This window comes from Micromonospora nigra (assembly GCF_900091585.1).
In the GTDB taxonomy this organism is placed as follows: domain Bacteria; phylum Actinomycetota; class Actinomycetes; order Mycobacteriales; family Micromonosporaceae; genus Micromonospora; species Micromonospora nigra.
This window is the reverse complement of sequence record NZ_FMHT01000003.1, coordinates 1,902,048-1,928,393: the sequence shown is the minus strand read 5'-3', so window position 1 is coordinate 1,928,393 and position 26,346 is coordinate 1,902,048. Positions and strand designations below refer to the sequence as shown.

22 protein-coding genes are annotated in these 26,346 nt (G+C 73.2%); 11 read left to right on the top strand and 11 right to left on the bottom strand.

What is annotated here, in order from left to right; translation table 11 throughout:
• Nucleotides 1-46: 46 nt before the first annotated feature.
• On the top strand, nucleotides 47-1,633 hold the full coding sequence (locus tag GA0070616_RS08005; RefSeq protein ID WP_091078739.1) for an MDR family MFS transporter: 1,587 nt from the start codon (nucleotides 47-49) through the stop codon (nucleotides 1,631-1,633).
• Between the two features lie 9 nt (nucleotides 1,634-1,642).
• Here the strand turns inward: GA0070616_RS08005 and GA0070616_RS08000 are convergent, their stop codons facing one another.
• On the bottom strand, nucleotides 1,643-3,469 hold the full coding sequence (locus GA0070616_RS08000) for a tetratricopeptide repeat protein (protein WP_091078735.1): 1,827 nt from the start codon (nucleotides 3,467-3,469) through the stop codon (nucleotides 1,643-1,645).
• Nucleotides 3,470-3,653: 184 nt separating this feature from the next.
• Here GA0070616_RS08000 and GA0070616_RS07995 point away from each other — a divergent pair, with 184 nt between their 5' ends.
• Both GA0070616_RS07995 and GA0070616_RS07990 read left to right on the top strand, forming a co-directional pair.
• Nucleotides 3,654-4,688, top strand: coding sequence for an SIS domain-containing protein (locus tag GA0070616_RS07995; protein WP_091078731.1), 1,035 nt, complete (start codon nucleotides 3,654-3,656; stop codon nucleotides 4,686-4,688).
• A 25-nt stretch (nucleotides 4,689-4,713) separates the two neighbouring features.
• Nucleotides 4,714-6,267 carry a sensor histidine kinase gene (locus GA0070616_RS07990; protein ID WP_091078728.1) on the top strand — a complete coding sequence of 518 codons (1,554 nt, stop codon included), beginning with the start codon at nucleotides 4,714-4,716 and terminating at the stop codon, nucleotides 6,265-6,267.
• A 106-nt stretch (nucleotides 6,268-6,373) separates the two neighbouring features.
• On the opposite strand, the gene GA0070616_RS07985 is transcribed toward GA0070616_RS07990, so the two are convergent.
• Complete coding sequence (locus tag GA0070616_RS07985; protein ID WP_091078724.1) at nucleotides 6,374-7,825, bottom strand: glycosyltransferase family 39 protein; 1,452 nt, start codon at nucleotides 7,823-7,825, stop codon at nucleotides 6,374-6,376.
• 379 nt (nucleotides 7,826-8,204) lie between these two features.
• On the opposite strand from GA0070616_RS07985, the gene GA0070616_RS07980 reads away from it, so the two are divergent.
• The 4 genes from GA0070616_RS07980 to GA0070616_RS07970 are packed head-to-tail and all read left to right on the top strand — an operon-like array spanning nucleotide 8,205 to nucleotide 11,582.
• Nucleotides 8,205-9,917, top strand: a complete 1,713-nt coding sequence (locus GA0070616_RS07980) for a nitrite/sulfite reductase (RefSeq protein ID WP_091078720.1) — start codon at nucleotides 8,205-8,207, stop codon at nucleotides 9,915-9,917.
• Nucleotides 9,914-10,072 (top strand): hypothetical protein, encoded by a 159-nt coding sequence (locus tag GA0070616_RS28025; RefSeq protein ID WP_175440009.1) that lies wholly within the window; start codon nucleotides 9,914-9,916, stop codon nucleotides 10,070-10,072. Before GA0070616_RS07980 ends, GA0070616_RS28025 begins: the two co-directional genes overlap by 4 nt.
• On the top strand, nucleotides 10,069-10,830 hold the full coding sequence (locus tag GA0070616_RS07975) for a phosphoadenylyl-sulfate reductase (protein WP_091078717.1): 762 nt from the start codon (nucleotides 10,069-10,071) through the stop codon (nucleotides 10,828-10,830). Before GA0070616_RS28025 ends, GA0070616_RS07975 begins: the two co-directional genes overlap by 4 nt.
• The gene (locus GA0070616_RS07970) at nucleotides 10,812-11,582 is read left to right on the top strand and encodes a sirohydrochlorin chelatase (protein ID WP_091078713.1); all 771 of its coding nucleotides are present in this window, start codon (nucleotides 10,812-10,814) and stop codon (nucleotides 11,580-11,582) included. The genes GA0070616_RS07975 and GA0070616_RS07970 overlap by 19 nt, the downstream gene beginning before the upstream one ends.
• Nucleotides 11,583-11,616: 34 nt before the next feature.
• Here the strand turns inward: GA0070616_RS07970 and GA0070616_RS07965 are convergent, their stop codons facing one another.
• Both GA0070616_RS07965 and GA0070616_RS07960 read right to left on the bottom strand, forming a co-directional pair.
• A complete protein-coding gene (locus GA0070616_RS07965; protein WP_007072794.1) occupies nucleotides 11,617-11,874 on the bottom strand; it encodes a WhiB family transcriptional regulator in 258 nt (85 codons plus the stop codon).
• Between the two features lie 442 nt (nucleotides 11,875-12,316).
• A complete protein-coding gene (locus GA0070616_RS07960) occupies nucleotides 12,317-13,267 on the bottom strand; it encodes a diacylglycerol/lipid kinase family protein (protein ID WP_091078709.1) in 951 nt (316 codons plus the stop codon).
• Between the two features lie 43 nt (nucleotides 13,268-13,310).
• On the opposite strand from GA0070616_RS07960, the gene GA0070616_RS07955 reads away from it, so the two are divergent.
• Nucleotides 13,311-13,700 carry a hypothetical protein gene (locus tag GA0070616_RS07955; protein WP_091090205.1) on the top strand — a complete coding sequence of 130 codons (390 nt, stop codon included), beginning with the start codon at nucleotides 13,311-13,313 and terminating at the stop codon, nucleotides 13,698-13,700.
• A 27-nt stretch (nucleotides 13,701-13,727) separates the two neighbouring features.
• Here the strand turns inward: GA0070616_RS07955 and GA0070616_RS07950 are convergent, their stop codons facing one another.
• Complete coding sequence (locus GA0070616_RS07950) at nucleotides 13,728-14,135, bottom strand: ATP-binding protein (RefSeq protein WP_091078704.1); 408 nt, start codon at nucleotides 14,133-14,135, stop codon at nucleotides 13,728-13,730.
• A gap of 127 nt (nucleotides 14,136-14,262) precedes the next feature.
• Nucleotides 14,263-14,667 (bottom strand): superoxide dismutase, Ni, encoded by a 405-nt coding sequence (sodN, locus tag GA0070616_RS07945; protein ID WP_091078700.1) that lies wholly within the window; start codon nucleotides 14,665-14,667, stop codon nucleotides 14,263-14,265.
• Between the two features lie 85 nt (nucleotides 14,668-14,752).
• On the opposite strand from sodN, the gene GA0070616_RS07940 reads away from it, so the two are divergent.
• The 3 genes from GA0070616_RS07940 (at nucleotide 14,753) to GA0070616_RS07930 (ending at nucleotide 17,490) form a co-directional block, all read left to right on the top strand.
• Nucleotides 14,753-15,085: a S24/S26 family peptidase gene (locus GA0070616_RS07940; protein WP_091078697.1), complete on the top strand. Its 333-nt coding sequence runs from the start codon at nucleotides 14,753-14,755 to the stop codon at nucleotides 15,083-15,085.
• A 139-nt stretch (nucleotides 15,086-15,224) separates the two neighbouring features.
• On the top strand, nucleotides 15,225-16,403 hold the full coding sequence (locus tag GA0070616_RS07935) for an NAD(P)-dependent malic enzyme (protein WP_091078694.1): 1,179 nt from the start codon (nucleotides 15,225-15,227) through the stop codon (nucleotides 16,401-16,403).
• A gap of 124 nt (nucleotides 16,404-16,527) precedes the next feature.
• Entirely contained in the window at nucleotides 16,528-17,490 is a 963-nt protein-coding gene (locus GA0070616_RS07930) for a zinc-binding dehydrogenase (RefSeq protein WP_175440008.1), read from the top strand.
• Between the two features lie 71 nt (nucleotides 17,491-17,561).
• Here GA0070616_RS07930 and GA0070616_RS07925 read toward each other — a convergent pair whose 3' ends face one another.
• The 5 genes from GA0070616_RS07925 to GA0070616_RS07905 form a co-directional block, all read right to left on the bottom strand.
• On the bottom strand, nucleotides 17,562-18,521 hold the full coding sequence (locus GA0070616_RS07925) for an alpha/beta hydrolase family protein (RefSeq protein WP_091078690.1): 960 nt from the start codon (nucleotides 18,519-18,521) through the stop codon (nucleotides 17,562-17,564).
• Nucleotides 18,522-18,580: 59 nt separating this feature from the next.
• A complete protein-coding gene (locus GA0070616_RS07920; RefSeq protein WP_091078687.1) occupies nucleotides 18,581-19,699 on the bottom strand; it encodes an acetate kinase in 1,119 nt (372 codons plus the stop codon).
• Entirely contained in the window at nucleotides 19,696-21,813 is a 2,118-nt protein-coding gene (gene pta, locus GA0070616_RS07915; RefSeq protein ID WP_091078684.1) for a phosphate acetyltransferase, read from the bottom strand. Before pta ends, GA0070616_RS07920 begins: the two co-directional genes overlap by 4 nt.
• A 116-nt stretch (nucleotides 21,814-21,929) precedes the next feature.
• Nucleotides 21,930-22,109, bottom strand: coding sequence for a DUF6104 family protein (locus GA0070616_RS07910; protein WP_091078681.1), 180 nt, complete (start codon nucleotides 22,107-22,109; stop codon nucleotides 21,930-21,932).
• A 186-nt stretch (nucleotides 22,110-22,295) separates the two neighbouring features.
• Complete coding sequence (locus GA0070616_RS07905; protein ID WP_091078677.1) at nucleotides 22,296-26,138, bottom strand: multifunctional oxoglutarate decarboxylase/oxoglutarate dehydrogenase thiamine pyrophosphate-binding subunit/dihydrolipoyllysine-residue succinyltransferase subunit; 3,843 nt, start codon at nucleotides 26,136-26,138, stop codon at nucleotides 22,296-22,298.
• Nucleotides 26,139-26,346 lie beyond the last annotated feature (208 nt).

Below are 26,346 nucleotides of genomic sequence, written 5' to 3'. Positions count from 1 at the left end.
ACCGGGCGGCAAGTAAGTGCGGCAAAACTCTCGGGGGAGCCTACCGATGATTCAGTCAGACCAGACCGTGGCACGACCCCGCATCCGGTTGGTGCTGTTCGGCCTGATGATAGCCATGATGCTGGCGATGCTCGACAACATGATCGTCAGCACTGCCCTGCCGCGCATCGTCGGCGAGTTCGGCGGCCTCGACCACTTCACCTGGGTGGTCACCGCGTACGTGCTGGGCACCACCGTCTCCACCCCGATCTGGGGCAAGCTCGGCGATCTCTACGGTCGCAGGTCCGTCTTCCTGACCGCCGTCGTGGTCTTCCTGGCCGGCTCGGCCCTCTGCGGCATGGCCGGTTCGGGCGTGCTCGGCGGCCCGGACAGCGGCATGGTCCAGCTGATCGCCTTCCGCGCCCTCCAGGGCCTCGGCGGCGGCGGTCTGATAGTCGGCGTCATGGCGATCATCGGCGACCTCGTGCCGCCCCGCGAGCGGGGCCGCTACCAGGGCATGATCGCGGGCATCATGGCCGTCGCCATGGTGGCCGGGCCGTTGGTCGGCGGCTTCATCACCGACAACCTCTCCTGGCGCTGGGCCTTCTACGTCAACCTGCCCCTCGGGGGTGTGGCCCTGGTCCTGCTGCTCGCCACCCTGCGGCTGCCGAGACACCGCACCGTGCACCGGATCGACTGGCTGGGTGCCGCGCTGCTCTCGGTGGGCATCACCGCGATCGTGCTGATGACCACCTGGGGTGGCAACGAGTACGCCTGGGCGTCCCCGCAGATCCTCGGCCTCGCCGCGCTGGCCCTGGTCGCCCTCGTGGCGTTCGGCCTGGTCGAGCACCGGGCCGTCGAGCCGATCCTGCCGCTCGGTTTGTTCACCAACCGCAACTTCGCGCTGATCTCGCTGGTCGGTTTCCTGCTCGGCTTCGCCATGTTCGGCGCGATGAACTTCCTCCCGCTCTACCAGCAGACCGTGCAGGGCGCCTCGGCCACCGACTCCGGGCTGCTGCTGCTGCCGTTGATGTTCGGCATGCTGGTCGTCTCGCTGGTGGTCGGCCGGGCGATCACCAGGACGGGGCACTACCGGGTCTACCCGATCGTCGGCGGTGTGGTGATGACCCTGGGCCTGGGGCTGCTCACCCTGCTCGACGTGGACACCAGCAGGACGGAGTCCGCGCTCTACATGGTGGTGCTGGGTGTCGGCATGGGCTTCCTGATGCAGACCACCATGCTGATCGCGCAGAACAGTGTGGCGCAGAAGGACCTGGGGGCGGCCAGCGGTGCCGCCACCTTCTTCCGCTCGATCGGCGGCTCGTTGGGTATCTCCCTGTTCGGCGCGATCTTCGCCAACCGGCTCGGCGGTTCGCCGGCCGGGGCGGCGTTCGGCGGCGGTGGTGAGGCTGGCGCGGCGATGGACCTGGAACAGCTCCGGGCGCTGCCGGCGGCGGCCCGCGACGTGGTCCTCGGTGGTCTCGCCGACGCCATCTCGCACGTGTTCTGGTGGGCGGTGCTGTTCACCTTGGCGGTGCCGGCGCTCGCCTGGTTCATCCGGGAGATTCCGCTGCGTACCGTCAACGAGCCCCCGCCCGGGGCGACGGAGGAGGAGCAGGCCGGGACCGCGCTCGCCAAGGCGCCCGCCGTCTGACGGAGCCGGTCAGCTCCGCCGCCACCGGAGGGCGCGCAGGAGGCGGCGGAGCCGACCCCCACGGCGTCGCTGCGCTGCACCGGCCAGGGCGCGGGCCACGGCGCGGGTGTCGGGGTCCAACTCCGGGGTGGCCAGGGCCAGGTGGGCCAGCGAGACGGCGATCGGCACCTGGCGGGACTGCGCCACCTCGACCGCGTCGGCCAGCCGTGCCGCCACCGTACGGGCCACGTCGGGGCGTGCCCCCGGATCCACCCAGGCGGCGGTGACCAGGGCGAACAGGGCGGCCTCCGTGATCCAGTCCTCGACGTCCCAGATCAGCTCCCGCAGCACCCGTCGCCGGGTCGAGCCGGCCCAGGGCTCGTCGGTGTTGTGGTGCAACAGGCCGAGGCACGCCCAGACCTGCGCGCTGCGGATCCACAGGCTGGGGTCCTGCGTGGCCAGCACCCGGCCCAGCGCCGTCGGCGGAGGCTCGGGCGGATGCACCAGCAGGCCGAGCAGATCCGCCAGGTCGAGGGTGGCCAGGCCGACGGCCGCGTCGTAGGCCGCGGGCGGGTGCTGCCAGGCCGGGTGGGCGAGTTCCCGCAGCCGCCGGGCCGCCTCCGGGGTGGGCGCGGGCAGCGCGGGCACGGGAACCCCGTCGTCGTAGCGCCACAGCGGGCGGGTGGTCGATCGCCGGGGTTCGCGCGGGTCCGGTCCGTCGGGCTCGGGAACCTCCACGCGCAGTCCGGGCGAGATCCAGGACGCGGTACGCAGCGCGCTGGGCGGCGGGGGCGTACGGAGCAGGACGGCCGAGCCGAGGCCGCCGTGGTCGTCGGCCACGATCTGCCGCAGCGCCTCCGGCAGCACTCCCTCGGCCGGGGCGACCTGACCGAGCCAGGGCCGGGACCGGCAGCACTCGGCCAGGTCGCCGTGCTCGTGGGTGTCGTCGGGGTGGTCACGCACGAAGTCCGCCAGCGCGACCAGGTGGGCCACGTCGCCGTCGCGCTGGAAGCGCAGCCGGTGGGCGGTGTGCACGGCGCAGTCGAAGGACGGGTCCCGGGCCAGCGCCCGGTCCACCCAGCTGAGGGCCTCGTCGAGGCGGCCGTGGTCGGCCAGGGTGCCGGCGATGTCGGCGTAGACGGACAGGTCGTCGGGATCGTGGCCGACGGCTCGGCGCAGCGCCGCCACCGCCTCCCGGACCCGGCCGGCGCTGCGCAGCGCGTACCCGAGCCACACCTCGCCGATCTTCGACGGCTCGGCGCGTACCCCCCGCTCGGCCCAGCGGACCGCGAGCGCCGCCTCGCCGACCCGCCGGGCCAGCGCGGACGCCGCGCCCAGCAGCAGGCCGTGCCCGGGGTGGACGGTGATCGCGTTGCGGGCCAGCGTGAGGTAGGCCGCCAGTGCGGCCCGCTGCGGACGGGGCACCGGGTCGGGCACGGCGGCGCAGACCTGCATGAGGATCCGGGCGGACCGTTCCGGGTCGAGCCGGTCGGCCAGCTCGGGGGCGGTCACCCAGGGCACCCCCGCCCAGTCGGCCGTGGGGGTGTGCCCGGTCGCGGCGACGAGCAGGTCCAGGCCCTCCGCGGGCCGACCGGCGGCGGCCAGCAGGTGGGCGCGGGCGACGACGGTGCCGACGAAGGTGTGGTGTTGCAGGGGGAAGAGGTCCAGGGCGTCCTCGCCGCCGGCTGCGGCGAGCCGGGCGAGGATCTCGTGGACCTCCGGCAGGGTCGGGGCCTGGGCGAGGGCGGCGGCGACGTGACCGGCGGCGGATGTCAGGTCACCGTCGACCAGCGCCCGGCGGGCCAGGGTCAGTTCCTCCGACGCCGGCAGCGCACGGTCGTCCGTTCCCTCGGCCACGTCGTCCTCTCGCTCGTCGGGTGCGGTGCGGCGACAGCGTAGGTGATCTCGCCTCACTTTGGTGATCACCTGTTCGATTCTGCTCGTTCGATTGCTTGATCTAGATCAAACATGCAAGACTGAGCAGCAAACGCGCGGCGAACGCGCAGTGGGAGGAGCTTCCGTGACGCGTCCAGGGGCCGGCATGGCCGCCGACATCGACGAGCAGCCCGCCGGTTACGCGCGCCTGCTCTCCACCGACCACGCCCGCGAGATCGCCCACGTCGCGGCGGTCGTGGCGCAACGCCGCCCCCGGCACGTCGTGTTCACCGCCCGGGGCACCTCCGACCACGCCGCGCTCTACGGGGCCTACCTCACCGAGATCCGGCTCGGGCTGCCCGCCGGGCTCGCCTCGCCCAGCGTCGTCACCGTCTACGGCGCCCGGCCCGACCTGTCCGACGCGCTCGTCGTCGGGGTCAGCCAGAGCGGCGGCTCGCCCGACCTCGCCGAGGTGCTGCGCAGCGCCCGCGCGTCCGGCGCGCTGACCCTCGCGGTCACCAACGCCCCCGACTCGCCGCTGGCCGACGTCGCCGAACTGAGCGTCGACATCGCCGCCGGCCACGAACGTGCGGTGGCCGCCACGAAGACCTACACCGCCGAACTGCTCGCCCTGCTGATGCTCGTCGAGGGCGTCCGGGCCGGTGGCGACGGAACACTGCCCGCCGAGGAGCGCGCCGCCCTCGCCGCCCTGCCCGACCTGGCCGCCCGCACCCTGGACGACCCCACCCCGACCCGGCTCGCCCCGCGCTACCGGTTCGCGGCGCAACTCGTCACCACCGGCCGGGGGTACGCGTACCCGACCGCCCGGGAGGCGGCGCTGAAACTGATGGAGACCTCGTACCTGCCGGCGCTGGCCTTCTCCGGCGCCGACCTGCTGCACGGCCCCCTCGCGATGACCGACCCGGACGTTCCGGTGCTCGCCGTGGTCGGCTCCGGGCCGGGTGGGCGGTCCATGGGTGAGGTGCTGCCCCGGCTCGGGGAGCGCCGCGCCGACGTGGTGGTGGTCGGCTCGGCCGAGGTCGGGGGCGCCACCCGGATGGCCGTCCCCGAGGTCGACGAGCGCTACGCCCCGCTGCTGGACATCCTGCCGTTGCAGCGGCTGGCGCTCGCCCTGGCGCTGGCCCGGGGTGAGGATCCCGACTCCCCGCGCGGGCTGAAGAAGGTCACCGCGACGATGTGAACGACGACGTGGCACGCTGTGGGGCGTGTCCACGCTGCGCGACCTCGCCGAGGAGCACACCCACCTCCGCCCGGCCGACATCGACCATCTGCACCGGATCGCCGGCGACTGGCAGTTGCTGTCCGACCTGTCCTTCGCCGACCTGCTGCTGTGGGTGCCGGTGGACGGCGACGGCGGCTTCCTCTGCGTCGCCCAGGTCCGCCCCACGACCGCGCCCACCGCCTACCAGGACGACCAGGTGGGCCGGATCGTGGGCGGGCCCGAGGTGGCCCACCTGGAGGTCGCCTACCGGCAGGGGCGGATCTGGCGGGAGGGCGACCCGGTCTGGTACGGCGACGTGCCGGCCCGGCACGAGGCGATCCCGGTGCGGCTGCGCACCGCCGACGGGGAGGCCGGCGAGGTGGTCGCCGTCGTCGGGCGGGACACCAACCTGTCCACCGCCCGGACCCCGAGCCAGCTGGAGCTGAACTACCTGACCACCGCCGACGACCTCGCGCAGATGATCGCCGACGGCACCTTCCCGCCGCCCCGGCACCCGGGAGAGACCACCTCGGCGCCCCGGGTCGGCGACGGGCTGGTCCGGCTCGACGCCGGGGGCAAGGTCACCTACGCCAGCCCCAACGCGCAGTCCGCGTACCGCCGGTTGGGCTACGCCTCCCACCTGGTGGGTGAGGATCTGGCGGCGCTGCACCGCCGGCTCGCCGGCGACCCGCTGGAGGGCACCGACGCGGCCAACGGCATCCTCGCCGCGCTGCGCGGCGAGGCGCCGCCGCGTCGCGAGATCGACGCCCGGGGAGCGACCATGCTCACCCGGGCCCTGCCACTGATGCCCGCGGGGGTGCCGATCGGAGCGCTGGTCCTGGTCCGCGACATCACCGAGGTACGCCGCCGAGACCGCGCCCTGATCACCAAGGACGCCACCATCCGGGAGATCCACCACCGGGTGAAGAACAACCTCCAGACCGTCGCGGCGCTGCTGCGGTTGCAGGCCCGCCGGGTGTCGATGCCCGAGGCGCGGGTGGCCCTGGAGGAGTCGGTCCGCCGGGTCGCCTCCATCGCCCTCGTGCACGAGACCCTGTCCATGTCCAGCGACGAGGCGGTCGAGTTCGACGGCATCGTCGACCGGGTGGCCAGTGCGGCGACGGAGGTGGCGGCGACCGAACGGGCCATCGGCATGCGCCGGCGGGGCAGCTTCGGGGTGCTGCCCGCCGAGGTCGCCACCTCGCTGGTCATGGTGCTCAACGAGCTGCTGCTCAACGCCGTCGAGCACGGGTTCCCGCCGGCCGAGGACGGCACCGCGTCGGCCGAGCCGGCGACGGTCGCCCCCGAGGTGGTGGTGTCGGCGCACCGGTTCCGCAAGATGCTGCACGTGTCGGTGGTCGACAACGGCCGGGGACTGCCGGACGGGTTCGACGCCGACAGCGGCGGCAACCTCGGCCTGCAGATCGTGCGCGCCCTGGTCACCGGGGAGTTGCGCGGCAGCATCGAGCTGCGCGACGGCGCCGAGTGCGGCACGGAGGCGGTGCTCGTGGTTCCGCTGGCCCGCGGCGGCGCTCCCGAGGGCCGTCCGGGCGGCTGACCTCGCCCGCGTGACGGCAACCGTCCCCGGCCGTCCGGTGCGGGGGCGGCTGCCGGTGCGCGCCGCGGGCGTCCAGGGCCGCCGTCAGGGAGGCGATGCCACCCGGTCAGCGGGTGAGCAGGGCGACCGTGAGCCCGTCGGGCTGTTGCACCCGAACCACCGTGTAGTCCGCCCGCAGGGCGGCCCCCTTCGCCCCGGGCACCGCCGCCAGCGGGTCGGACCGACGCCCGGCCAACACCAGCCAGACCCGGTCGACGCCGGCCAGGCAGTCGGCCGGGCGGTCGCACTCGGCGGCCCACAGGTCACCCCGACGGGCCGCGTCCTCGGCCAGCAGCGCGTCCCGGGGGGTCCGCCCCCGCAGGTGGTAGCGCAGACCCAGATCGAGGAAGAGCCAGCTGTCCCGGGGCTCGTAGACGACGGCGTCGCCCGGCTGCGCCCCGGCGGCCACCACCGCCGCCGCGCCCCGGTAGTCGACCCCGGCGCTGCGCGGCCACTCGTGGGTGCGGCGCAGCGCGGCCTGGTCCGGCAGCCCGAGCGCACCAGCCAGCAGCAGCACGGCCAGGGCGGCCGGCAGCCGCACAGTCGTCAGCGCCGCGCCGGCCAGCAGACAGGCGAAGGGCAGCACGAAGACCAGGTAGCGGGGCACCCACAGCGCCACGACGAGCCCGGCGGCGAAGACCGCCAGCACCGGGAGCGCCACGCAGGCGACCGGCAGCAGCCCGCGCCGGCCGAGACGTGCCGCGCCGAGGGCGGCGAGACCGACCAGCAGGCCGCCCGCCGCGCCGCTCTGCACCACCCCGCCGGGCAGTGCCGACAGGTCGGCCAGCCGGGCGGGATCCACCCAGGCGAGCTGCCGGGCGCGCTGCCCCCGGGCGACGAGCGCGAGGGGCGTCAGCACCAGCGCCGCCGGAAGCAGGGCGAGCAACCACCACGCGGTCGACCGGGGGCCCCGGCGGGCGGCCAGCACCGCGAGGGCGTGGGCGGCGAGCAGGGTGAGCGCGACCAGATGGGTCAGGCCCAGGCCGGTGACCGCCGCGGCGTACCCGGTCCAGCGGGCGGGACCGCCCCGGTGCAGTGCCGCCACCAGCAGCAGCGTGGACAGAACCGCGAACAGTGCGGCCAGCGCGTAGGGGCGGGCCTCCTGCCCGTACCGGGAGGTGCCCGGCAGCACCGCGAACAGCAGCCCGCCGAGCAGCCCGGTACGCGGGCCGGCCAGCCGTTCGCCGAGGACGGCGGTCAGCCCGGCGGTGCCGGCCATGGCGAGCGCGGCGGGCAGGCGCAGCGTGGCCTGGGAGTCGCCGACGGCGGCGATCCAGCCGTGCATCAGCAGGTAGTAGGGGCCGGTCGCGGCGTCGATGGTGCCGGCGAGCCGCACCAGCCCGGTGACCCCCCGGGTGGCGGCGCTCCAGGTGGCGAGTTCGTCGCGCCAGAGCGGGGCCCGGTCGAGCCCGGTGAGGGTGACGGCGAGCGTGAGCAGGGCCGGGAGGAGCCAGATCGGGATGTGCGGACGGGGGACGGTGACGCCCCGCCCCGGCCCCGCCGGCGACCTTCCGGACATTTCGCTCACCGTCCGAGCCTGTCACACCCGGCGCGGCGCAGTCGCGGGTCCGGATGCCCCCGACAGCGCAACGACGCCCGGCGATCGACAGCCCGTGATGTGGGATCCGGCATGCGCTCATTGGCCCGGCGGGTGGGGGTGTGGCAGCATGAGCCCATGACCTCCGCTGTCGTCCGCCGCTTCGTGGCCCGCCGCCACGTCGATTACGGCCGCGTACGCAGCGCGATCTGTCCGGCCCACTGACGACGCCCGACCAATCTGTCTCGGGCGCGGTGCGCGCCGGCCGTCAACGACATCGCCGTCCACGGCCCCTTCGCCGGGCCGGCCGCCGCGTCCGCTCAGCCCACGAGGCACCAGCAACCCAACGGAGGACGCCGCGATGGCGGTCAGCAGCATTCCGGCCAGGCCCGGGGACCCGTCGGCGCGTCCCGCGAGGGCGCCCCGCCGCCCCCGGGGCGAGGGTCAGTGGGCGCTCGGTCACCGCGAGCCGCTCAACCCCAACGAGCGGATCAAGAAGGACGACGACCCGCTGAACGTGCGGGCCCGGATCGAGAGCATCTACGCCCACCGCGGGTTCGCCTCGATCGACCCGCAGGACCTGCGCGGCCGGTTCCGCTGGTGGGGCCTCTACACCCAGCGCAAGGCCGGCATCGACGGCGGGCGCACCGCCGTGCTGGAGCCGCACGAGCTGGAGGACGAGTTCTTCATGCTCCGCGTCCGCATCGACGGCGGCCAGCTCGACCTGGCCCAGCTGCGGACGATCGCGGAGATCTCCCGGGAGTTCGCCCGGGACACCGCCGACATCACCGACCGGCAGAACATCCAGTACCACTGGATCCGGGTCGAGGACATGCCGGAGATCTGGCGCCGGCTGGAGGCGGTCGGCCTGCAGACCACCGAGGCGTGTGGCGACTGCCCCCGCATCGTGCTGGGCAGCCCCGTCGCCGGCGTGGCCGCCGACGAGCTGGTCGACCCGACGCCGGCGATCGACGAGATCGTCAGCCGGTACGTCGGCGACAAGCAGTACTCCAACCTGCCCCGCAAGTTCAAGACCTCGATCTCCTGGCTGGTGGACACCCCGTACGAGGCGAACGACATCGGCTTCCTCGGCGTCGACCACCCGGAACACGGGCCCGGCTTCGACCTGTGGGTGGGCGGCGGGCTGTCCACCAACCCGATGCTGGCGCAGCGCCTCGGCGTGTGGGTGCCGCTGGCCGAGGTGCCCGACGTGTGGGCGGGCGTGGTGGGCATCTTCCGCGACTACGGCTACCGCCGGCTGCGCCACCGGGCGCGGCTGAAGTTCCTGGTCGCCGACTGGGGCGTGGAACGCTTCCGCGAGGTGTTGGAGAAGGAGTACCTGGGCCGGACCCTGCTCGACGGGCCCGCCCCGCAGCTGCCGGACAAGCCCGTCGACCACATCGGCGTACACCGGCAGCGCGACGGCCGGTACTACGTCGGCGCCGCCCCGGTGGTCGGCCGCGTCTCCGGCACCCAGCTCGCCCGGCTCGCCGACGTGGTCGAGGCGCACGGCAGCGGCCGGGTGCGGCTCACCCCGTACCAGAAGCTGCTGGTGCTCGACGTGCCGCAGGAGCGGACGGAGCCGTTGGTCGCGGCGCTGCGCGAGATCGGTCTGGAGGCCCGCCCGTCGGCCTGGCGGCGGGGCACCATGGCCTGCACGGGCATCGAGTTCTGCAAGCTGGCGATCGTGGAGACCAAGGCGCGCGGCGAGGAGCTGGTGGCCCGCCTGGAGCAGCGGCTGCGCGACTTCGACGCCGACATCTCCATTCACCTCAACGGCTGCCCCAACGCCTGCGCCCGCACCCAGATCGCCGACATCGGCCTCAAGGGCCAACTGGTGACCGGGCCGGACGGCCGGCAGGTCGAGGGCTTCCAGGTGCACCTCGGCGGTGGCCTGGGGATGGCGCAGGGACAGACCGCGGGGTTCGGCCGCAAGCTGCGCGGCCTGAAGACCACCGCCGACGAACTTCCCGAGTACGTCGAACGGCTGGCCCGCCGCTACCTGGCCGGCCGGACCGAGGGTGAGGCGTTCGCCCAGTGGGTGATCAGGGTCGACGAGGAGGAACTCAGATGAGCGAAACCCGTTCCGCACCGCTGTACTGCCCGTACTGCGGCGAGGAGGACCTGCGGCCGAGCGAGGCCGGGCACGGGGCCTGGGAGTGCCACGCCTGCGCCCGGGTGTTCACCGTGAAGTTCTCCGGCCTGCTGTCCCGGGCGGTGACCCGGTGAAGCTGCTCTCCGCCGCGAACCTGAACCTGGTCGGGGTCGCCGCCCCGGCCGCTGCCGATCCCACTCGCCGCGACCCGGAGGAACTGCGGGCGCTTGCCGAGCGGGCCGGCCGTGAGCTGGAGGGCGCACCGGCCCTGGAGATCGCCCGATGGGCGGCCGAGACGTTCGGCGACCGGTTCTGTGTGACCAGTTCGATGGCCGACGCCGTGCTGGCCCATCTGGTGTCCCGGGTCGCGCCCGGGGTCGACGTCGTCTTCCTCGACACCGGCCTGCACTTTCCCGAGACGCTGCGGGTGCGCGACGAGGTGGCCCGGACGCTGCCGGTGACCGTACGGTCGATCCGCCCCCGGCTGACCGTGGGCCAGCAGGACGGCGAGTACGGCCCCCGGCTGTTCAACCGTTCCCCGGACGAGTGCTGCCAGCTGCGCAAGGTGGAGCCGTTGGAGCGGGCGCTCGCGGGTTACGACGCCTGGGCGGCCGGACTGCGCCGCGACGAGTCGCCGACCCGGGCGAACACACCGGTGGTCACCTTCGACGCCCGCCGGGGCAGGGTCAAGGTGAACCCGATCGCCGCCTGGAAGCAGGAGGACGTGGACGCGTACGTCGCCCGCTGGAACGTGCCGGTCAACGAGTTGTTCCGGCAGGGCTACGGCTCGGTCGGCTGCTGGCCCTGCACCCGCCGCACCAAGGCGGGGGAGGACCCGCGCGCCGGCCGGTGGGCGATGTTCGAGAAGACCGAGTGCGGGCTGCACGTCTGAGCGGCCCCGAGCCGGTGGTGCTGGTCGCGCACGGCAGTCGTGACCCGCGGGCGGCGGCGGCCACCCGAGCCCTGGCCCGGGCGGTGGCCGCCGCCCGGCCGGGTCTGCCGGTGCTGCCGAGCTGGCTCGACCACACCGAACCCGGGCCGACCGAGGTGCTGCGGGAACTGGCCACGGCGGGCCACCCCCGGGCCGTCCTGGTGCCGTTGCTGCTGACCGCCGCCTATCACCGGCGGGTGGACATCCCCGCTGCGGTGGCCGCGGCCCGCGAGTCCGGTCCGCCGCTGGCGGTGCGGGTGACCGACGTGCTCGGGCCGGCCGGCGGCGAGGTGGACGACGTCCTGCTGGCCGGCCTGCGGCGGCGGCTGACGGAGGCGCGGCCGGGCCCGATCGACGCGTTGGTGCTCGCGGCGGCGGGCACCCGGGACGCGGCGGCGCGGGCCTCGGTGGGGCGGGCCGCCGCGGCGCTGGGCAGCGCGCTGGGCGTGCCCACCCGCGTGTCGTACGCCTCGGCGGCCCCGCCGGCCGCCGGGGTGGCGGTGGCCCGGCTGCGGAGCCGGGGCGCGCGTCGGGTGGCGGTGTCCGCGTACTTCCTGGCACCCGGCCTGTTCCACGACGCGGTGTTGGCGACGGCCCGGGAAGCGGGCGCGGTGGCCGTGGCGGACCCGCTCACCGACGCTCCCGAACTGGCGGAACTGGTGTTGCGGCGGGTCGACGCCGAACCCGGGCAGCGCAACGCCCCGGCGGGCTGAGCCCGCCGGGGCGTGTCGGCTTTCGTGGGGTTGATCAGGCGGAGTGAGCGCGCAGCACCCGGAGGCCACCACGGCGCTTGACGGCGCGCCGTTCCTCCTCGCTCATCCCGCCCCAGACGCCGGCGTCCTGACCCGACTCGAGTGCCCACTGGAGGCACTGGTCGGTCACGGAGCAGCGCCGGCAGACGGCCTTGGCCTGCTCGACCTGAAGGAGAGCCGGACCGGACGTCCCGATCGGGAAGAACAGCTCCGGGTCCTCGTCGCGGCAGACAGCATGGTGACGCCAGTCCATGGCGGCAACACTCCTCATTCTGGATGGGTGGCAGATATTGCAGGTCGTACTTTTCTTTATGCGCTGCAGTGCCGTTGGTTACGGTTCGCGTTCGCCCATTCGGCATTGCGTGAGCAGTCTTTCGGACCCGGGGACCTGCTGGAACGGCTCAACCTGCCGAGCTTCTCCAGGCAATGTCCCGGTAACTCAAGTCGCTTGTGAATACTTTCACGAACTCACGCGATGTCAAGGGTGGCGCTCGGAAAAACTCCGCGCGGTGAGCAAGCCCACAACCCATTTGCCCGGATTCCAGAGCGCTCTGGCGACCCGGCTTACCACAGTCGAGGATCAATATAGTACAGTCCGCGTGACATTGCTGACATTTCCGGCACCGGTTCGGTGTGGCGGTCGTCGTGTCGCCGGGGGTGTGGCGACCGCGTCCACCGGGTGAGGTACCCGAGACCTAGCAGATTACTCTCAGTGCGGCCGGCACGGAGGTAAATCTGACTTTTTCCCGCTCACCAAGATAGTCGCCGTCGAGCTGAAACGCCTGCGGACGCCGCGCGAACAGCGTGAACTCGGCCACGTCGTGCAGCCGGAGCACCTGACGGCCGTGCGGATCGGGCTGACGGGCGAAGAACTGCGTCACTGTGCGTGTCGTACTGGCAACCCGGAGCTGTCGAAGGGCCAGCACGTCGAGGCCGAGGTCGAACGACGCCTCGGGATTCGGGTTCACCTCCCGGTCGCCCAGGTACGTCCACGGTGCCGTGTTCTGCACGATGATCGTTGCCAGCTCCTCCTCCGCCGGCTCGCCCGGTCGGTCCAGCGAGATCGCCGGATGCCGCCGGTCGGAGCCGAGGAAGTACTGCGCCACGGTGGAACGGAAGTACAGCGCCGGAGTGGAGACCCGCCCGCGCCGACGCGCCTCCTCCACCCGGTGGATCACCGCCGCGTCGACCCCGAACCCGGCGCAGAAGGTGAAGTAGCGGTCGTCCGCGCGACCCAGCCCGATCGTCCGGTGCCGCCCCAGCCGCAGCGCCTCCAGGATCATGCTGGTCCCCTCCGGCCACTCCCGGGGCAGCCCCAGCGCGCGGGCGAAGACGTTGGTCGAACCGCCCGGCACGGTCGCCAGGGCCGGCAGCCGCTCGGCCACCGTGGCCCCGGCGGCACCGGCCGGCGGTGTCGCCGTCATCAGGCCGTTGACCACCTCGTTGACCGTGCCATCGCCACCCAGGGTGACGACCAGGTCCACGCCCTCCTGCGCCGCCTCACGGGCCAGAGTCGTGGCGTGACCCCGCCGCCGGGTGTACCGCACGGAGAGATCGACCTCACTGCGCAGTGCCCGGACCAGCACGTCCCGGCTGCGTTCGCTGGTGGTGGTGGCCTTCGGATTGACCACCAGGACGGCGCGCATGCGCGGCACTGTACCGCGCGTCCCCACCGGTATCGTGGCCCCCGTGACCATCGACTCCGACCTGATTCCCGTCACGCTCCGCTGGGCCGTGCGCCTGGTGCGGGGTGAGGCCGTCGCCGTGGGGCTGGTCGCGGCCTGGCTGGTGTGGGCGGACCTCACCGCCACCACCACCGACCTGCCGTCGGCGTTGCTGGTGACCGCGTTCGCGCTCGGCGTGGCGGCGGCGCTCTGGGCGCTGGGCGGGGCGCTGCTGCGTCGCCGGGCAGCCGCTCGGGCCCCGGCGATCGTGCTTCAACTGATGCTGCTGCCGATCGGCTGGTTCATGATCCAGGGGGGACTGGGCTGGCTGGGCGCACCCCTGATCGCACTCGGCCTCGGCGTCACCTGGCTGCTGGTCAGCCCGCCCACCACCCGGGCCTTCGGCCTGCGGTGACGCCGGGGCGTTGCCCCGGCGGGGCCGTCACCAGCCCGAGGCGCGGCGGGTCAGCAGGGAGATGGTCGCCCGCCCGTCGGTGGCGCTCGCCGCAGCCGACGTGGTCAGCGCGGTGAGCACCTTCCAGGCGAAGGACGACTCGGCGGGCAGCGTCGCGCCGCGAACCGTCGGCACGGTCACCTCGACCGTCAACGCGTCCTCCGTGACCGCGAACCGGCAGTCCAGCTCGGCGTCCCGGGTGGCGATGGCGAGCAGCATGGCGCACGCCTCGTCGACTGCGATCCGCAGATCCTCGATCTCGTCGAGGGCGAACTGCAGCCTGGCCGCGAGACCCGCGGTGGCGGTGCGCAGCACGCCGAGGTATCCGCCGTCGGCAGGCACCGTGAGCAGCACCACGTCGTCGTCGGTCATCAGTTGCCCGGTCAGTTGAGTCACGGCTCATCCCCCCGGTCGGGGACTCTACCCGCTCGGGGGGCCGGGCGGGCGGGGGCCGTCACCGTGACGACCACGGCCGGCACGCCACGTGGCGTGCCGGCCGTGGTCGGTGCCGGGCCGGGCCGGCTCACGCCTGCTTGGTCTCCCAGAAGATCTTGGAGATCTCGTCGATCTTCTGCAGCAGTTCGTCGGCCTTGGTCGGGTCGGTCGCGCCCTTGGCGCCGGCCGCCCCCGCCAGCTTGGTGGCCTCGTTGAACAACTGGTGCAGGTGGGGGTACTTCTCGAAGTGCGGCGGCTTGAAGTAGTCGGTCCACAGCACCCACAGGTGGTGCTTCACCAGATCGGCGCGCTGCTCCTTGATCAGGATCGCGCGGGTGCGGAACTCGGGGTCGTTGTTCGCCTGGTACTTCTCGCAGATCATTTTGACCGACTCGGCCTCGATCCGGGCCTGTGCCGGGTCGTAGACACCGCAGGGCAGGTCGCAGTGGGCGCTCGCGGTCACGCGCGGCGCAAGGATGCGTGGAAGTCGCATCGGGATCCTCCATGGGAAGTTTGCGATGATCCAAGACGACATTACTCCTGGAGGTGCTCCCCGAGGTGGCTGGAGGTGAAACCGGATGCCCGTCCCGCGGTTGCGCCGGCCACTCACCGCCGTCCTGGTGACCGGCCCCTCGATGTCGCCGACCCTGCGCCACGGCGACGCCGTGCTGGTCCGCCCCGGTGGGCGCCCGGTCCGGCCCGGAGACGTGGTGGTGGCGGTCTTCCGTGCCCGGCCGGACCTGCTCGTGGTCAAGCGCGCGGTACGCCCCGAGGCCGGCGGCTGGTGGCTGCGCGGCGACAACGACCTGGTCACCGACGACTCGCGGGCGTACGGGCCGGCGGACGTGCTCGGGCGCGTGGTCGCCCGCTACTGGCCCGACCCTGGACGGGTGCGACCGAAGCGGGTATGACCCTGCTCACATCGGGGACCCACACACGACACTATGCTCGGAAGTGTCCGGGTGACCCCCCGCACCGTGCGCCGCCGCTCGCCGCCTCACCTCGCGCCCGACCGGCCGGTCCAGTTGCTCGACGAATCCTGGAGTCACCATGTCACCGTCCACCGTGGACCCCGCTGATCCCGTCTTCCGGCTGCACCGGGGCGGCAAGATGGCCGTCACCTCGACGGTCCCGCTCACCAGCCGGGAAGACCTGTCCCTCGCGTACACCCCCGGCGTGGCCCGGGTCTGCGAGGCCATCGCCGCCGACGAGAGCCTCACCGCCGACTACACGTGGGTGTCGCACACCGTCGCCGTCGTCACCGACGGCTCCGCCGTGCTCGGGCTGGGCAACATCGGCCCGCGTGCCGCGTTGCCCGTGATGGAGGGCAAGGCCGTGCTGTTCAAGCAGTTCGGCGGGGTCGACGCGGTACCGGTCTGCCTGGACACGCAGGACGTGGACGAGATCGTCGCGGTGGTGAAGGCGCTGGCGCCCTCGTTCGGCGGGATCAACCTGGAGGACATCAGCGCCCCGCGCTGCTTCGAGGTGGAGCGCCGGCTCGACGAGGAACTCGACATCCCGATCTTCCACGACGACCAGCACGGCACCGCGATCGTGGTGCTCGCCGCCCTGCGCAACGCCGCGACCCTGCTCGACCGGAAACTGGGCGACCTGCGGGTGGCCGTCAGCGGGGCCGGCGCGGCCGGCGTGGCCGTGACGAAGATGCTGGTGGCCGGGGGAGTGAACCCCGACCAGGTGGTGGTCTGCGACTCCCGGGGCATCCTCGGGCGGCACCGCGACGGCCTCACCGGCACCAAGGCCGACCTGGCGGAGCTGACCAACGCCGACGGCCGCCAGGGTGACATGACCGAGGCGCTGCGCGGCGCGGACGTGCTGATCGGCGTCTCGGGCGGGCAGATCCCGGAGGACGCGGTGGCCGGCATGGCCCCCGGCGGCATCGTCTTCGCGTTGGCGAACCCCACCCCCGAGGTGCATCCCGAGGTGGCCGCCCGGCACGTCGCGGTGGTCGCCACCGGCCGCAGCGACTACCCCAACCAGATCAACAACGTGCTGGCCTTCCCCGGCGTGTTCCGGGGCGCGCTGGACGCCCGTGCCACCCGGATCACCGAGGGCATGAAGGTGGCCGCCGCCGATGCCATCGCCTCCGTGGTCGCCGAGGCGCTGACGGCGGACGCGATCGTGCCCTCGCCACTGGACCCGCGGGTCGCGCCGGCCGTGACCGCGGCGGTCGCCGAGGCCGCCCGCCGCGACGGCGTCGCCCGCGCCTGAGCCCGGCCGGTTCCGGGGCTGGTTCCGGTGCACGGACCAGCCCCGGGACGGTCGGGCCGCCGGCCACCGTCCGGGGGCGTGACGCGCGTCGGAACCCTTCTGAACGACCGCTCAGCTTGTTACGGTGCCGATCATGCGTGCCGCCTTCGCCTCCCGATTCGACGACACCGACCCGCTCGCCGCCCTCACCGTCGGTGACCGGCCCGAGCCCGTCCACCCGGACGACGACTGGGTGACCGTGCAGGTCACCGCAAGCTCGCTCAACCACCACGACCTGTGGTCACTGCGCGGGGTCGGGCTCCGCGCCGACCAGTTGCCGATGATCCTCGGCTGCGACGCCGCCGGGGTCGACCCGGACGGCAACGAGGTGGTCGTCTACCCGGTGGTCGTCACCCCGGGCGACCCGCGCGGCGTGTCCATCCTCTCCGAGCACTTCCCCGGCACGCTCGCCGAGCGGGTGGCCGTACCCCGGTCGAACCTGCTGCCGCTGCCGGCGGGCCTCACGCCGGCCGACGCGGCCTGCCTGCCCACGGCGTGGCTGACCGCGTGGCGGATGCTCACCACCAAGGGGCGGGTGGCCGAGGCCGACGCCGTGCTCGTCCAGGGTGCGGGCGGTGGCGTGGCCACGGCCGCCGTCGCCCTCGCCGTCGCGATGGGCAAACGGGTGTACGCGACCAGCCGCGACGCCGCCAAGCGGGAGCGGATCGCCGCGCTCGGGGCCACCGCGCTGGAGCCCGGGGCGCGGCTGCCGGAGCGGGTGGACGTGGTGGTCGAGACGGTCGGGGCGGCCACCTTCGACCACTCGCTGAAGTCGGCCGCCCCGATGGCCCGGATCGTCGTCTCCGGCGCCACCTCCGGGCACGAGCCGGCGGTCAACCTGCGTCGCGTCTTCGCCATGCAGCTGGAGATCCTGGGCACCTCGATGGGCACCCCGGCCGAACTGACCGAGCTGCTCGCGTTCTGCGCCGAGCGGGGCCTGCGCCCGGTGGTGGACAGCGTGGTGCCGTTCAGCCGGGTGACGGAGGCGTTCACGCGCCTGCACTCGGGGGACGTCTTCGGCAAGGTCGTCGTCGACCACACAGCCTGACCCGACCGGTCGGGGCCGGTGCCGGCCCGCCCGGTCGAGGGCCGGCACCGGGCCGGGGGCGGGTCTCCCGCTCAGAGGCGGTTGTCGAAGGTGGCGACGTCGTCGCGCGTGGTGTCCTCGGCGAGTCGCCGCTTGGCGGCCTCGTCGCCGTAGAGTGTCCAGCGCAGGAACTCGACCGTGGTGTCCGAGACCACCCGCAGTGACACGCCGTCGCCGAGCAGCCCCCGCCCGTGGTCGCCCCTGGGCAGGCTGAGCATGGCCTTGGGCCAGGGCACCTTGTCGTACACGGCCCTGCCGGCCGCGTACTCGACCACCTCGTCGGCCTCGCCGTGCACGAACAGCTGCGGGGCGGCGGCACCCGCGAAGGCGGTGCCCACCCCGAGGGCGGTGCCCGCGAAGACGACCCCCGCGTCCAACCGCTCGTCCCGGCCCGTGGTGAACAGCCCGATGGTGGTCACCCCGCCGGCCGAGTGCCCGGCCGCCGCCACCCGCTCGGTGTCGAGCCGGCCGTTGAGCGGGTCACCCGCCTTCGTGTCGAGCGACAGCACCCGGGTCAGCACGTGCGACACGTCGGCCGGCTGGTTCAGCACGTCGAGCACGTGGCCGTCGCCGCCGGAGGAGGTGCGCGGGAAGGTCGGTGCGGCCACCACGAAACCCGCCGCCGCCCAGCGGGTGAGCAGGGCCTCGTAGTCCGCCGGCCGGCCACCCAGCCCGTGGCTGAACATCACCACCGGGAACGACCCGCGCGCCACCGCCGCCGATCGGCGTGCCTCACCGCCGGCCTTCCCGCCGGCCGGGTACCAGACCGTCACGGGCAGCGGACGGTCCTCCCGGGTGAGTTCGAGCTGGCGTACGCCGACCGCGAACGACCTTCCGGGGGCGCTGCCGGCGGATGCCGCCGGCGCCGGGGTGGTCGCCTGCGGGGCTGGCGGGTCGACCCGGGCAGCGGGTGGGCCTTCCGTGGAGCAGCCGACCAGACCGGCGGCGAGCAGGGCGCTGACGAGCAGGGCGGGGGTGACGCGACGCGGCATGGTTCCGATTGTGCCCCGCCCGCCCGGCCACCGTGCCCCGCCCCGGTGATCGGGCCGCGTCAGCCGGCGGCTGCCACCACGGCCCGGGCCTCCCGGGCGATCTCGCGTTCCTCGTCGGTGCCGATGACGCACACGGCCACCTCCGACCCCTCGGGGGAGATGAACCGGTCACCGTCGCCCGCGTTGCGTTGCGGGTCCACGACGACGCCGAGCCGTTCCAGCCCGGCCAGGGCCGCCTCCCGCACCGGCGCGGCGTGCTCCCCGACCCCCGCCGTGAAGGTGACCGCGTCCACCCGGCCGAGCAACGCGTAGTACGCCCCCACGTAGCTGGTGATCCGCCGGCAGTAGACGTCGAAGGCCAGCGCCGCCGCCCCGTCCCCGGCCGCCCGCCGGGCCAGCACCTCACGCATGTCGTTGTCGCCGCTCAGCCCGAACAGGCCACTGCGGTGGTTGAGCAGGTCGTCGATCTCGTCGACGCCGAGCCCGCCTTCGCGGCGCAGGTGGAACACGATCGTCGGATCCAGGTCGCCGCTGCGGGTGCCCATCACCAGCCCCTCCAGCGGGGACATGCCCATCGAGGTGGCCACGCTGCGCCCCCCGGCCACCGCGCAGGCGCTGGCGCCGTTGCCCAGGTGCAGGGTGATGGTGTTCACCTGCCCGTACGGCCGGCCGAGCAGCTCGGCGGTGCGCCGCGAGACGTACGCGTGGGAGGTGCCGTGGAAGCCGTACCGCCGGATGCCGTAGCGCTGGGCGGTGTCCCGGTCGATCGCGTAGGTCGCCGCGGCCTCGGGCAGGGTGTGGTGGAACGCGGTGTCGAACACCGCGACCTGCGGCACGTCGGGCAGCGCCTGGCGGGCCACCGCGATGCCGGCCAGGTTCGCCGGATTGTGCAGCGGCGCCAACGGCACCAGGTCGCCGATGGCGGCCAGCACCGCGTCGTCGACCAGCACCGGCGCGGTGAACCGCTGACCGCCGTGCACCACCCGGTGCCCCACGGCGACGAGGCCGCCCAGATCCAGCCCGTCGATGATCCGCCGTACCGCCGTCTCGTGGTCCGCCGGCCCGCCGCCGGGCTCTCCGACCCGCTCGACGGTGCCCCGGTCGACGATCCGGTCGTCGTCGTAGAGCCGCCACTTGACCGACGACGATCCGCAGTTGAGCACCAGCACCCGGCTCACTCCACCACCCCCCGCGCCGGCTGGCCGGCGGCCTGGATGTCGGTGGATGTCGCCGGTTGGCCGGCGGCCTGGATGGCGGTGATCGCCACGGTGTTGACGATGTCGGGCACGGTGGCTCCCCGGGAGAGGTCGTTGACGGGGCGGCGCAGGCCCTGCATGACCGGGCCGACGGCCACCGCCCCGGCGGAGCGCTGCACCGCCTTGTAGGTGTTGTTGCCGGTGTTCAGGTCGGGGAAGATGAACACCGTCGCCCGTCCCGCCACGGGGCTGCCCGGCAGCTTCGTCGCCGCCACCGCCGGGTCGATCGCCGCGTCGTACTGGATCGGGCCCTCCACCAGCAGGTCGGGCCGGCGCTCGCGAACCAGCGCGGTTGCCGCCGCCACCTTCTCCACGTCGGCCCCCGCCCCCGAACTGCCGGTCGAGTACGACAGCATCGCCACCCGTGTCTCGATGCCGAACCGGGCGGCGGTGTCGGCCGAGGAGGTCGCGATGTCGGCGAGCTGGGCGGCGTCCGGGTCGGGGTTGACCGCGCAGTCGCCGTAGACCAGCACCCGGTCGGCGAGCAGCATGAAGAACACGCTGGAGGCCACCGAGAGCCCCGGCACCGTGCGGATGATCTCGAACGCGGGTCGGATGGTGGCGGCGGTGGTGTGGGTGGCTCCGGAGACCATCCCGTCGGCGCGGCCGGCCTGCACCATCATCGTGCCGAAGTAGTTCGGCTGGGCCACGATGTCGTGCGCCAGTTCGGCGGTGACGCCACGGTGGGCGCGCAGCTTCGCGTACGCCTCGGCGAACCCGTCGCGCCACTCGCTGGTCGCCGGGTCGACCACCCGGGCCGCGCCGATGTCCACGCCCAGTTCCCGGGTGCGCCGGGCCACGTCGTCGGGCCGGCCGAGCAGGGTCAGGTCGGCCACGCCCCGGCGCAGCAGGATCTCGGCCGCGCGCAGGATCCGCTCCTCGGTGCCCTCGGGAAGCACCAGGTGCCGACGCTGGGCGCGGGCGCGGTCGATCAGGTCGTACTCGAACATCAGCGGGGTGACCCGCGCCGAGCGGCTGACCCGCAGCCGGCTGGCCAGTTCCGCGGTGTCCACGTTCGCCTCGAAGGCACCGAGCGCCGCCTCGACCTTGCGCGGGTTGGTGGCGCTGGGTCGGCCCTCGATCCGGCTGGACGCCGCCACCGTGTCGTAGCTGTCGCTGGGCACTGACAGCACCGCCAGCCCGGTGTTGAGGCGTTCCACCAGGCGCATCGCCCGGGGGTCGGGCGGCTCGCCGAGGGTGAGGACCAGCCCGGCCAGCGACACCTGCCCGGCGACGTGCGCGGCGCCCGCGGCGACCAGCAGGTCGGCCCGGTCTCCGGGGGTGATGACCAGGGCACCGTCGGTCAGGTGGTCGAGCAGGATGGGCACGTGGGCCGCGCCGACCACGTAGTCGAGCACGTCCCGGCCGAGCGCTGTGTCGTCCCCGGCGAGCATGGTGGCACCGAGCGCCGCCGCCACCTCGGCCACCGTCGGCGCCGACACGGTCGGCACCTCCGGGATGGCGTACGTGGGCACGGGCAGCTCCGGCAGCGTCATCCCGCCGGACACCCGGTTGGCGACGACCGCCAGCACGGTGGCCCCGAGATCCTCCAGGTCGTGGTACGCCCCCCGCGCGGCGGCTGTGATCGCCTCGGGCCGCTGCCCGAAGCCGTCCACGACGGGCACCACGACGCTGCCGAACTCGGTGGCCAGCCGGGCGTTGAAGGCCAGCTCGCGGGGCCCCGCACCGTCGCCGCCGTCGGCGAAGTCGCTGCCCACCACGACGACAGCCGGGCAGCGCCGCTCCACCTCGCGGTAGCGTTCCACGATTCGGGAGATCAGTTCCTCCCGCCGGCCGTCGGCGACCATGGCGGTGGCCTCGGCGTAGGTGGTGCCGGACAGTTCGTCGACGGGCAGCTCGACCCGGTAGCGGTCGGCGAGCAGGGCGAGGATCGGATCCGGCCGCCTGCCCGCGACCAGCGGGCGGAACACGCCGATCCGTTCGACCTGCCGGGACAGCAGCTCGGCGAGGCCGAGGGCAATGGTCGACTTGCCCCCGCCCGATCCCACGCTGGTCAGGTACACGCTTCGGGCCACGCCCTCACGCTACAAGATCGTGGTTCGGTCGGCGTGGGTCACTCGGACGCGGACGGATCCTGTTCCCACCTTCTCGCGGCCGGGCCGGGCCGGTCCGTGCGGGTCGATTGCCACGGTCAGTCGTCGTCGGGGTCGTCGAGCCGGGCGAGCCACGTCGCGAACCGCTCGATGGGGGTTTCGAACTCGGGGTTGAGGTCGACGAAGTCGCGCAGCCGCTCGCCCAGCCACTCGACGCTGACGGACTCCTCGCCGCGCCGCTCGACCAGCTCCTCGATCCCCCGGTCGGTGAAATACATCGATGCTCCTCGTCTCGTCCGGTCAGCCGGCCCTGTTGACCGCGCTGACCTGCCGGCCAGCCGGCCCTGTCGACGCGCTGACCTGCCGACCGCGCCGGCGGTCCGTTGGCGCGATCGGCCCCGGACAGGTGGGGCGGGGCGTCGTTCACGACGCCCCGCCTGGTGTCCGGTGTGCGTTCGTCGGTGTCACGGGCGGGGGAGGGCCGCCTCGATCAGGGCCGCCTGCTCCACCTCGTGCATCTTCGCCGAGCCCACCGCCGGGGCGGCGGCGGCCGGTCGCGAGATGCGCCGCAGCCGCACGTCGGCCAGGTGTTCCAGCAGGTTGAGTGCCACGAACGACCAGGCACCCTGGTTGGCCGGCTCCTCCTGCACCCAGGCGAAGTCCTCCGCGTTCGGGTACGCCGCCAGCGCCGCCCGGATCTCCTCCACCGGCAGCGGGTAGAGCTGCTCCAGCCGGATGATCGCGGTGTCGGTGACGCCGCGCTCCTCGCGGGCCTGGAACAGGTCGTAGTAGACCTTGCCGGAGCAGAGCAGCACCCGCTTGACCTGCTCGGACGCCGGGGCGGCCTGGTCACCCAGCACCGGCGCGAAGGTGCCCGTGGTGAAGTCCTCCACCTGCGACACGCAGAGCTTGTGGCGCAGCAGCGACTTCGGCGTGAACACCACCAGCGGCTTGCGCTTCGGCGACAGGGCCTGGCGGCGCAGCAGGTGGAAGTAGTTCGCCGGGGTGGTGGGGATGGCCACCCGCATGTTGTCTTCCGCGCAGAGCTGGAGGAACCGCTCCGGGCGGCCGGAGGTGTGGTCGGGGCCCTGACCCTCGTGACCGTGCGGCAGCAGCAGGGTGACCGCGGAGCGCTGGCTCCACTTCACCTCGCCGGAGGAGATGAACTCGTCGATGACCGACTGGGCGCCGTTGACGAAGTCGCCGAACTGCGCCTCCCAGCAGACCAGCGCGTTGGGGTTCTCCACCGAGTAGCCGTACTCGAAACCCATCGCCGCGTACTCCGACAGCAGGGAGTCGTGGACGAAGAACCGGGAACGCTCGCCGTCGGCGGTCAGTGACGCCAGCGGCAGGTAGTCGTCGCCGGTCTGCGCGTCCACCACCGAGGCGTGCCGCTGCACGAAGGTGCCCCGGCGCGAGTCCTGCCCGGCGAGACGGACCGTCACCCCGTCGTGCAGCAGGGCCCCGAAGGCGATGATCTCGCCGAAGCCCCAGTCGATGTTGCCCTCGACGGCCATCTTCGCGCGCCGGTCGAGCAACTGCTGGATCCGCTTGTGCGGGGTGAAACCCTCCGGCAGGTTGACGTGGGCCTCGCCGACCGCCCGGACCACCGAGGCGTCGGTGGCGGTCTCCACCTCGGGCTCCGGCTCGTCCTGTCGGGCCGGCCGGCTGAGCTGACGCGGCGTGGTGGCCGCGTCCCGGGTGGCCTTGAAGACCCGCTCCAGCTGCGACTGGTAGTCGCGCAGCAGCTCCTCCGCGTCCTCCACGGTGATGTCGCCCCGCCCGATCAGTTCCTCGGTGTAGAGCTTGCGGACCGAGCGCTTCGAGTCGATGATCTTGTACATCTGCGGGTTGGACATCGACGGGTCGTCGCCCTCGTTGTGCCCACGCCGCCGGTAGCAGACCAGGTCGATCACGACGTCCTTGTTGAACGCCTGCCGGTACTCGAAGGCCAGCCGGGCGACCCGGACCACGGCCTCGGGGTCGTCGCCGTTGACGTGGAAGATCGGCGCCTGGATCATCCGGGCCACGTCGGTGCTGTAGAGGCTGGACCGGCTGTACTCCGGGGCGGTGGTGAAGCCGACCTGGTTGTTGACCACCACGTGCACGGTGCCGCCGGTGCGGTAGCCGCGCAGCTGGGACAGGTTCAGCGTCTCGGCGACCACACCCTGGCCGGCGAAGGCGGCGTCGCCGTGCACCGCCAGCGGCAGCACGGTGTAGCCCTCCAGCTTGAGGTCGATGCGGTCCTGCTTGGCGCGGACGATGCCCTCCAGCACCGGGTCCACGGCCTCCAGGTGGGACGGGTTGGCCACCACCGACACCTTGACCGCGTGTTCGCCGTCCGGCGCGGTGAACTTGCCGTTCTGGCCCAGGTGGTACTTCACGTCGCCGGAACCCTGGGTGGAGCGCGGGTCCAGGTGGCCCTCGAACTCCGAGAAGATCTTCTCGTACGGCTTGCCGACGATGTTGGCCAGCACGTTGAGCCGGCCCCGGTGGGCCATGCCGATGACGACCTCGTCCAGCCCACCCTCGGCGGACGCCTCCAGCACCTCGCCGAGCAGCGGGATCAACGACTCGCCGCCCTCCAGCGAGAAGCGCTTCTGCCCGACGTACTTGGTCTGCAGGAAGGTCTCGAACGCCTCGGCGGCGTTGAGCCGGTTGAGCACGTGCTTCTGCTCGTCGGCCGCCGGCTTCTCGTACCTGCGCTCGACCCGCTCCTGGATCCAGCGCCGCTCCTCCGGGTCCTGGATGTGCATGTACTCGATGCCGACCCGGCGGCAGTACGAGTCGCGCAGCACACCGAGGATGTCGCGCAGCTTCATCCGCTGCCTGCCGGCGAAGCCGTTCACCGGGAACTGGCGGTCCAGGTCCCACAGCGTCAACCCGTGCTGGAGTACGTCCAGGTCGGGGTGCTTGCGGATCTTGAACTCCAGCGGGTCGGTGTCGGCCATCAGGTGGCCCCGGACCCGGTAGGCGTGGATCAGTTCGTGCACCCGGGCCGTCTTGTTGATCTGGCCCTCGCTGTCGACCGCCACGTCGCGCATCCAGCGCACCGGCTCGTACGGGATGCGCAGCGAGGTGAAGAGCTGGTCGTAGAAGCCGTGCTCACCGAGCAGCAGCTCGTGCATGACCTTGAGGAACTCGCCGGACTGCGCGCCCTGGATGATCCGGTGGTCGTACGTGCTGGTCAGCGTGATGACCTTGCTGACCGCCAGCTCGGCCAGGGTGGCCTCGCTCATGCCCTGGTAGGGCGCCGGGTACTCCATCGCGCCCACGCCGATGATCGCGCTCTGCCCCTGCATGAGTCGCGGCATCGAGTGGACCGTGCCGATGCCGCCCGGGTTGGTCAGGGAGATCGTGGTGCCCGAGTAGTCGTCCATGGTCAGCTCGTTGCGCCGAGCCCGCCGGACGACGTCCTCGTACGCCTGCCAGAACTGCCGGAAGTCCATCTGCTCGCACGCCTTGATGGAGGGGACCACCAGGTTGCGGCTGCCGTCGGGCTTGGTCAGGTCGATCGCGATGCCCAGGTTGACGTGCTCCGGGCGGACCACGGCCGGCTTGCCGTCGACCTCGGCGAAGGAGTTGTTCATCTCCGGGTGGGCGACGAGCGCCCGCACCATCGCGTACCCGATCAGGTGGGTGAAGCTGACCTTGCCGCCCCGGCCCCGGGCGAGGTGATTGTTGATCACGATGCGGTTGTCGACCAGCAGCTTCGCCGGGACGGCCCGCACGCTCGTCGCGGTGGGCACGGCCAGCGAGGCGTCCATGTTCTGGACGATCTTCGCGGCGATGCCGCGCAGCGGCGTGGTCTCCGGGCCGGTGGCGGAGGGGGCGGTCTTCGCCGGGGAGGCCTTGCCGGTGGACCTGGCGGGCGCGGCCTTCGTGCCGGCGGGCTTGGCGGGCGCGGCGGGCTTCGCCGGGGCCTCCGTCTTCGCGGCCGGCTGCGCCGGCTTCGGCTCGGGCCCGCGCTCGGCGGCCTTGGTGGGTGTGGCGGCCTTCGTGGGTGCCGCGGCCTTCGTGGCCTCGGCTTCCTTGGACGGCCCGGCTTCCTTCGTGGGCCCGGCGGCCTTCGTGGGCTCGGCGGCCCCGGGAGCCGACGTGGCGGCGTCGTCGGTCCTGGCCGGGGTCGGCCCGGTCTTGGCGGAGGCCGAGCCGGCTCCCGGCCGGTAGTCGGCGAAGAAGTCGTGCCAGGCCGGGTCGACGCTGGTGGGGTCGGCGAGGTAGCGCTGGTACATCTCCTCGACGATCCACTCGTTCGGGCCGAAACCCGCCAGTGGGTTCTCCTGCGAAGTCTGCTGGGTCGACACGGCCGCTAATCGCCTCTTTCACGCGGGTTGGCTGTCACGCGGTGGCTTCCACAGCCCGGGACGGTGGGCACACGGAAGACGGTCCCAGGCTACGCCGTGCGAAAGTCCCCGGCATTTCCGCCTCCGTCGCGTGGCCGGATTCACAGAAGATGCCAGAAGTTCCGCAAGCGCTGCGTGTTCGTACGATTCCTGCTAGGCGACGACGGTC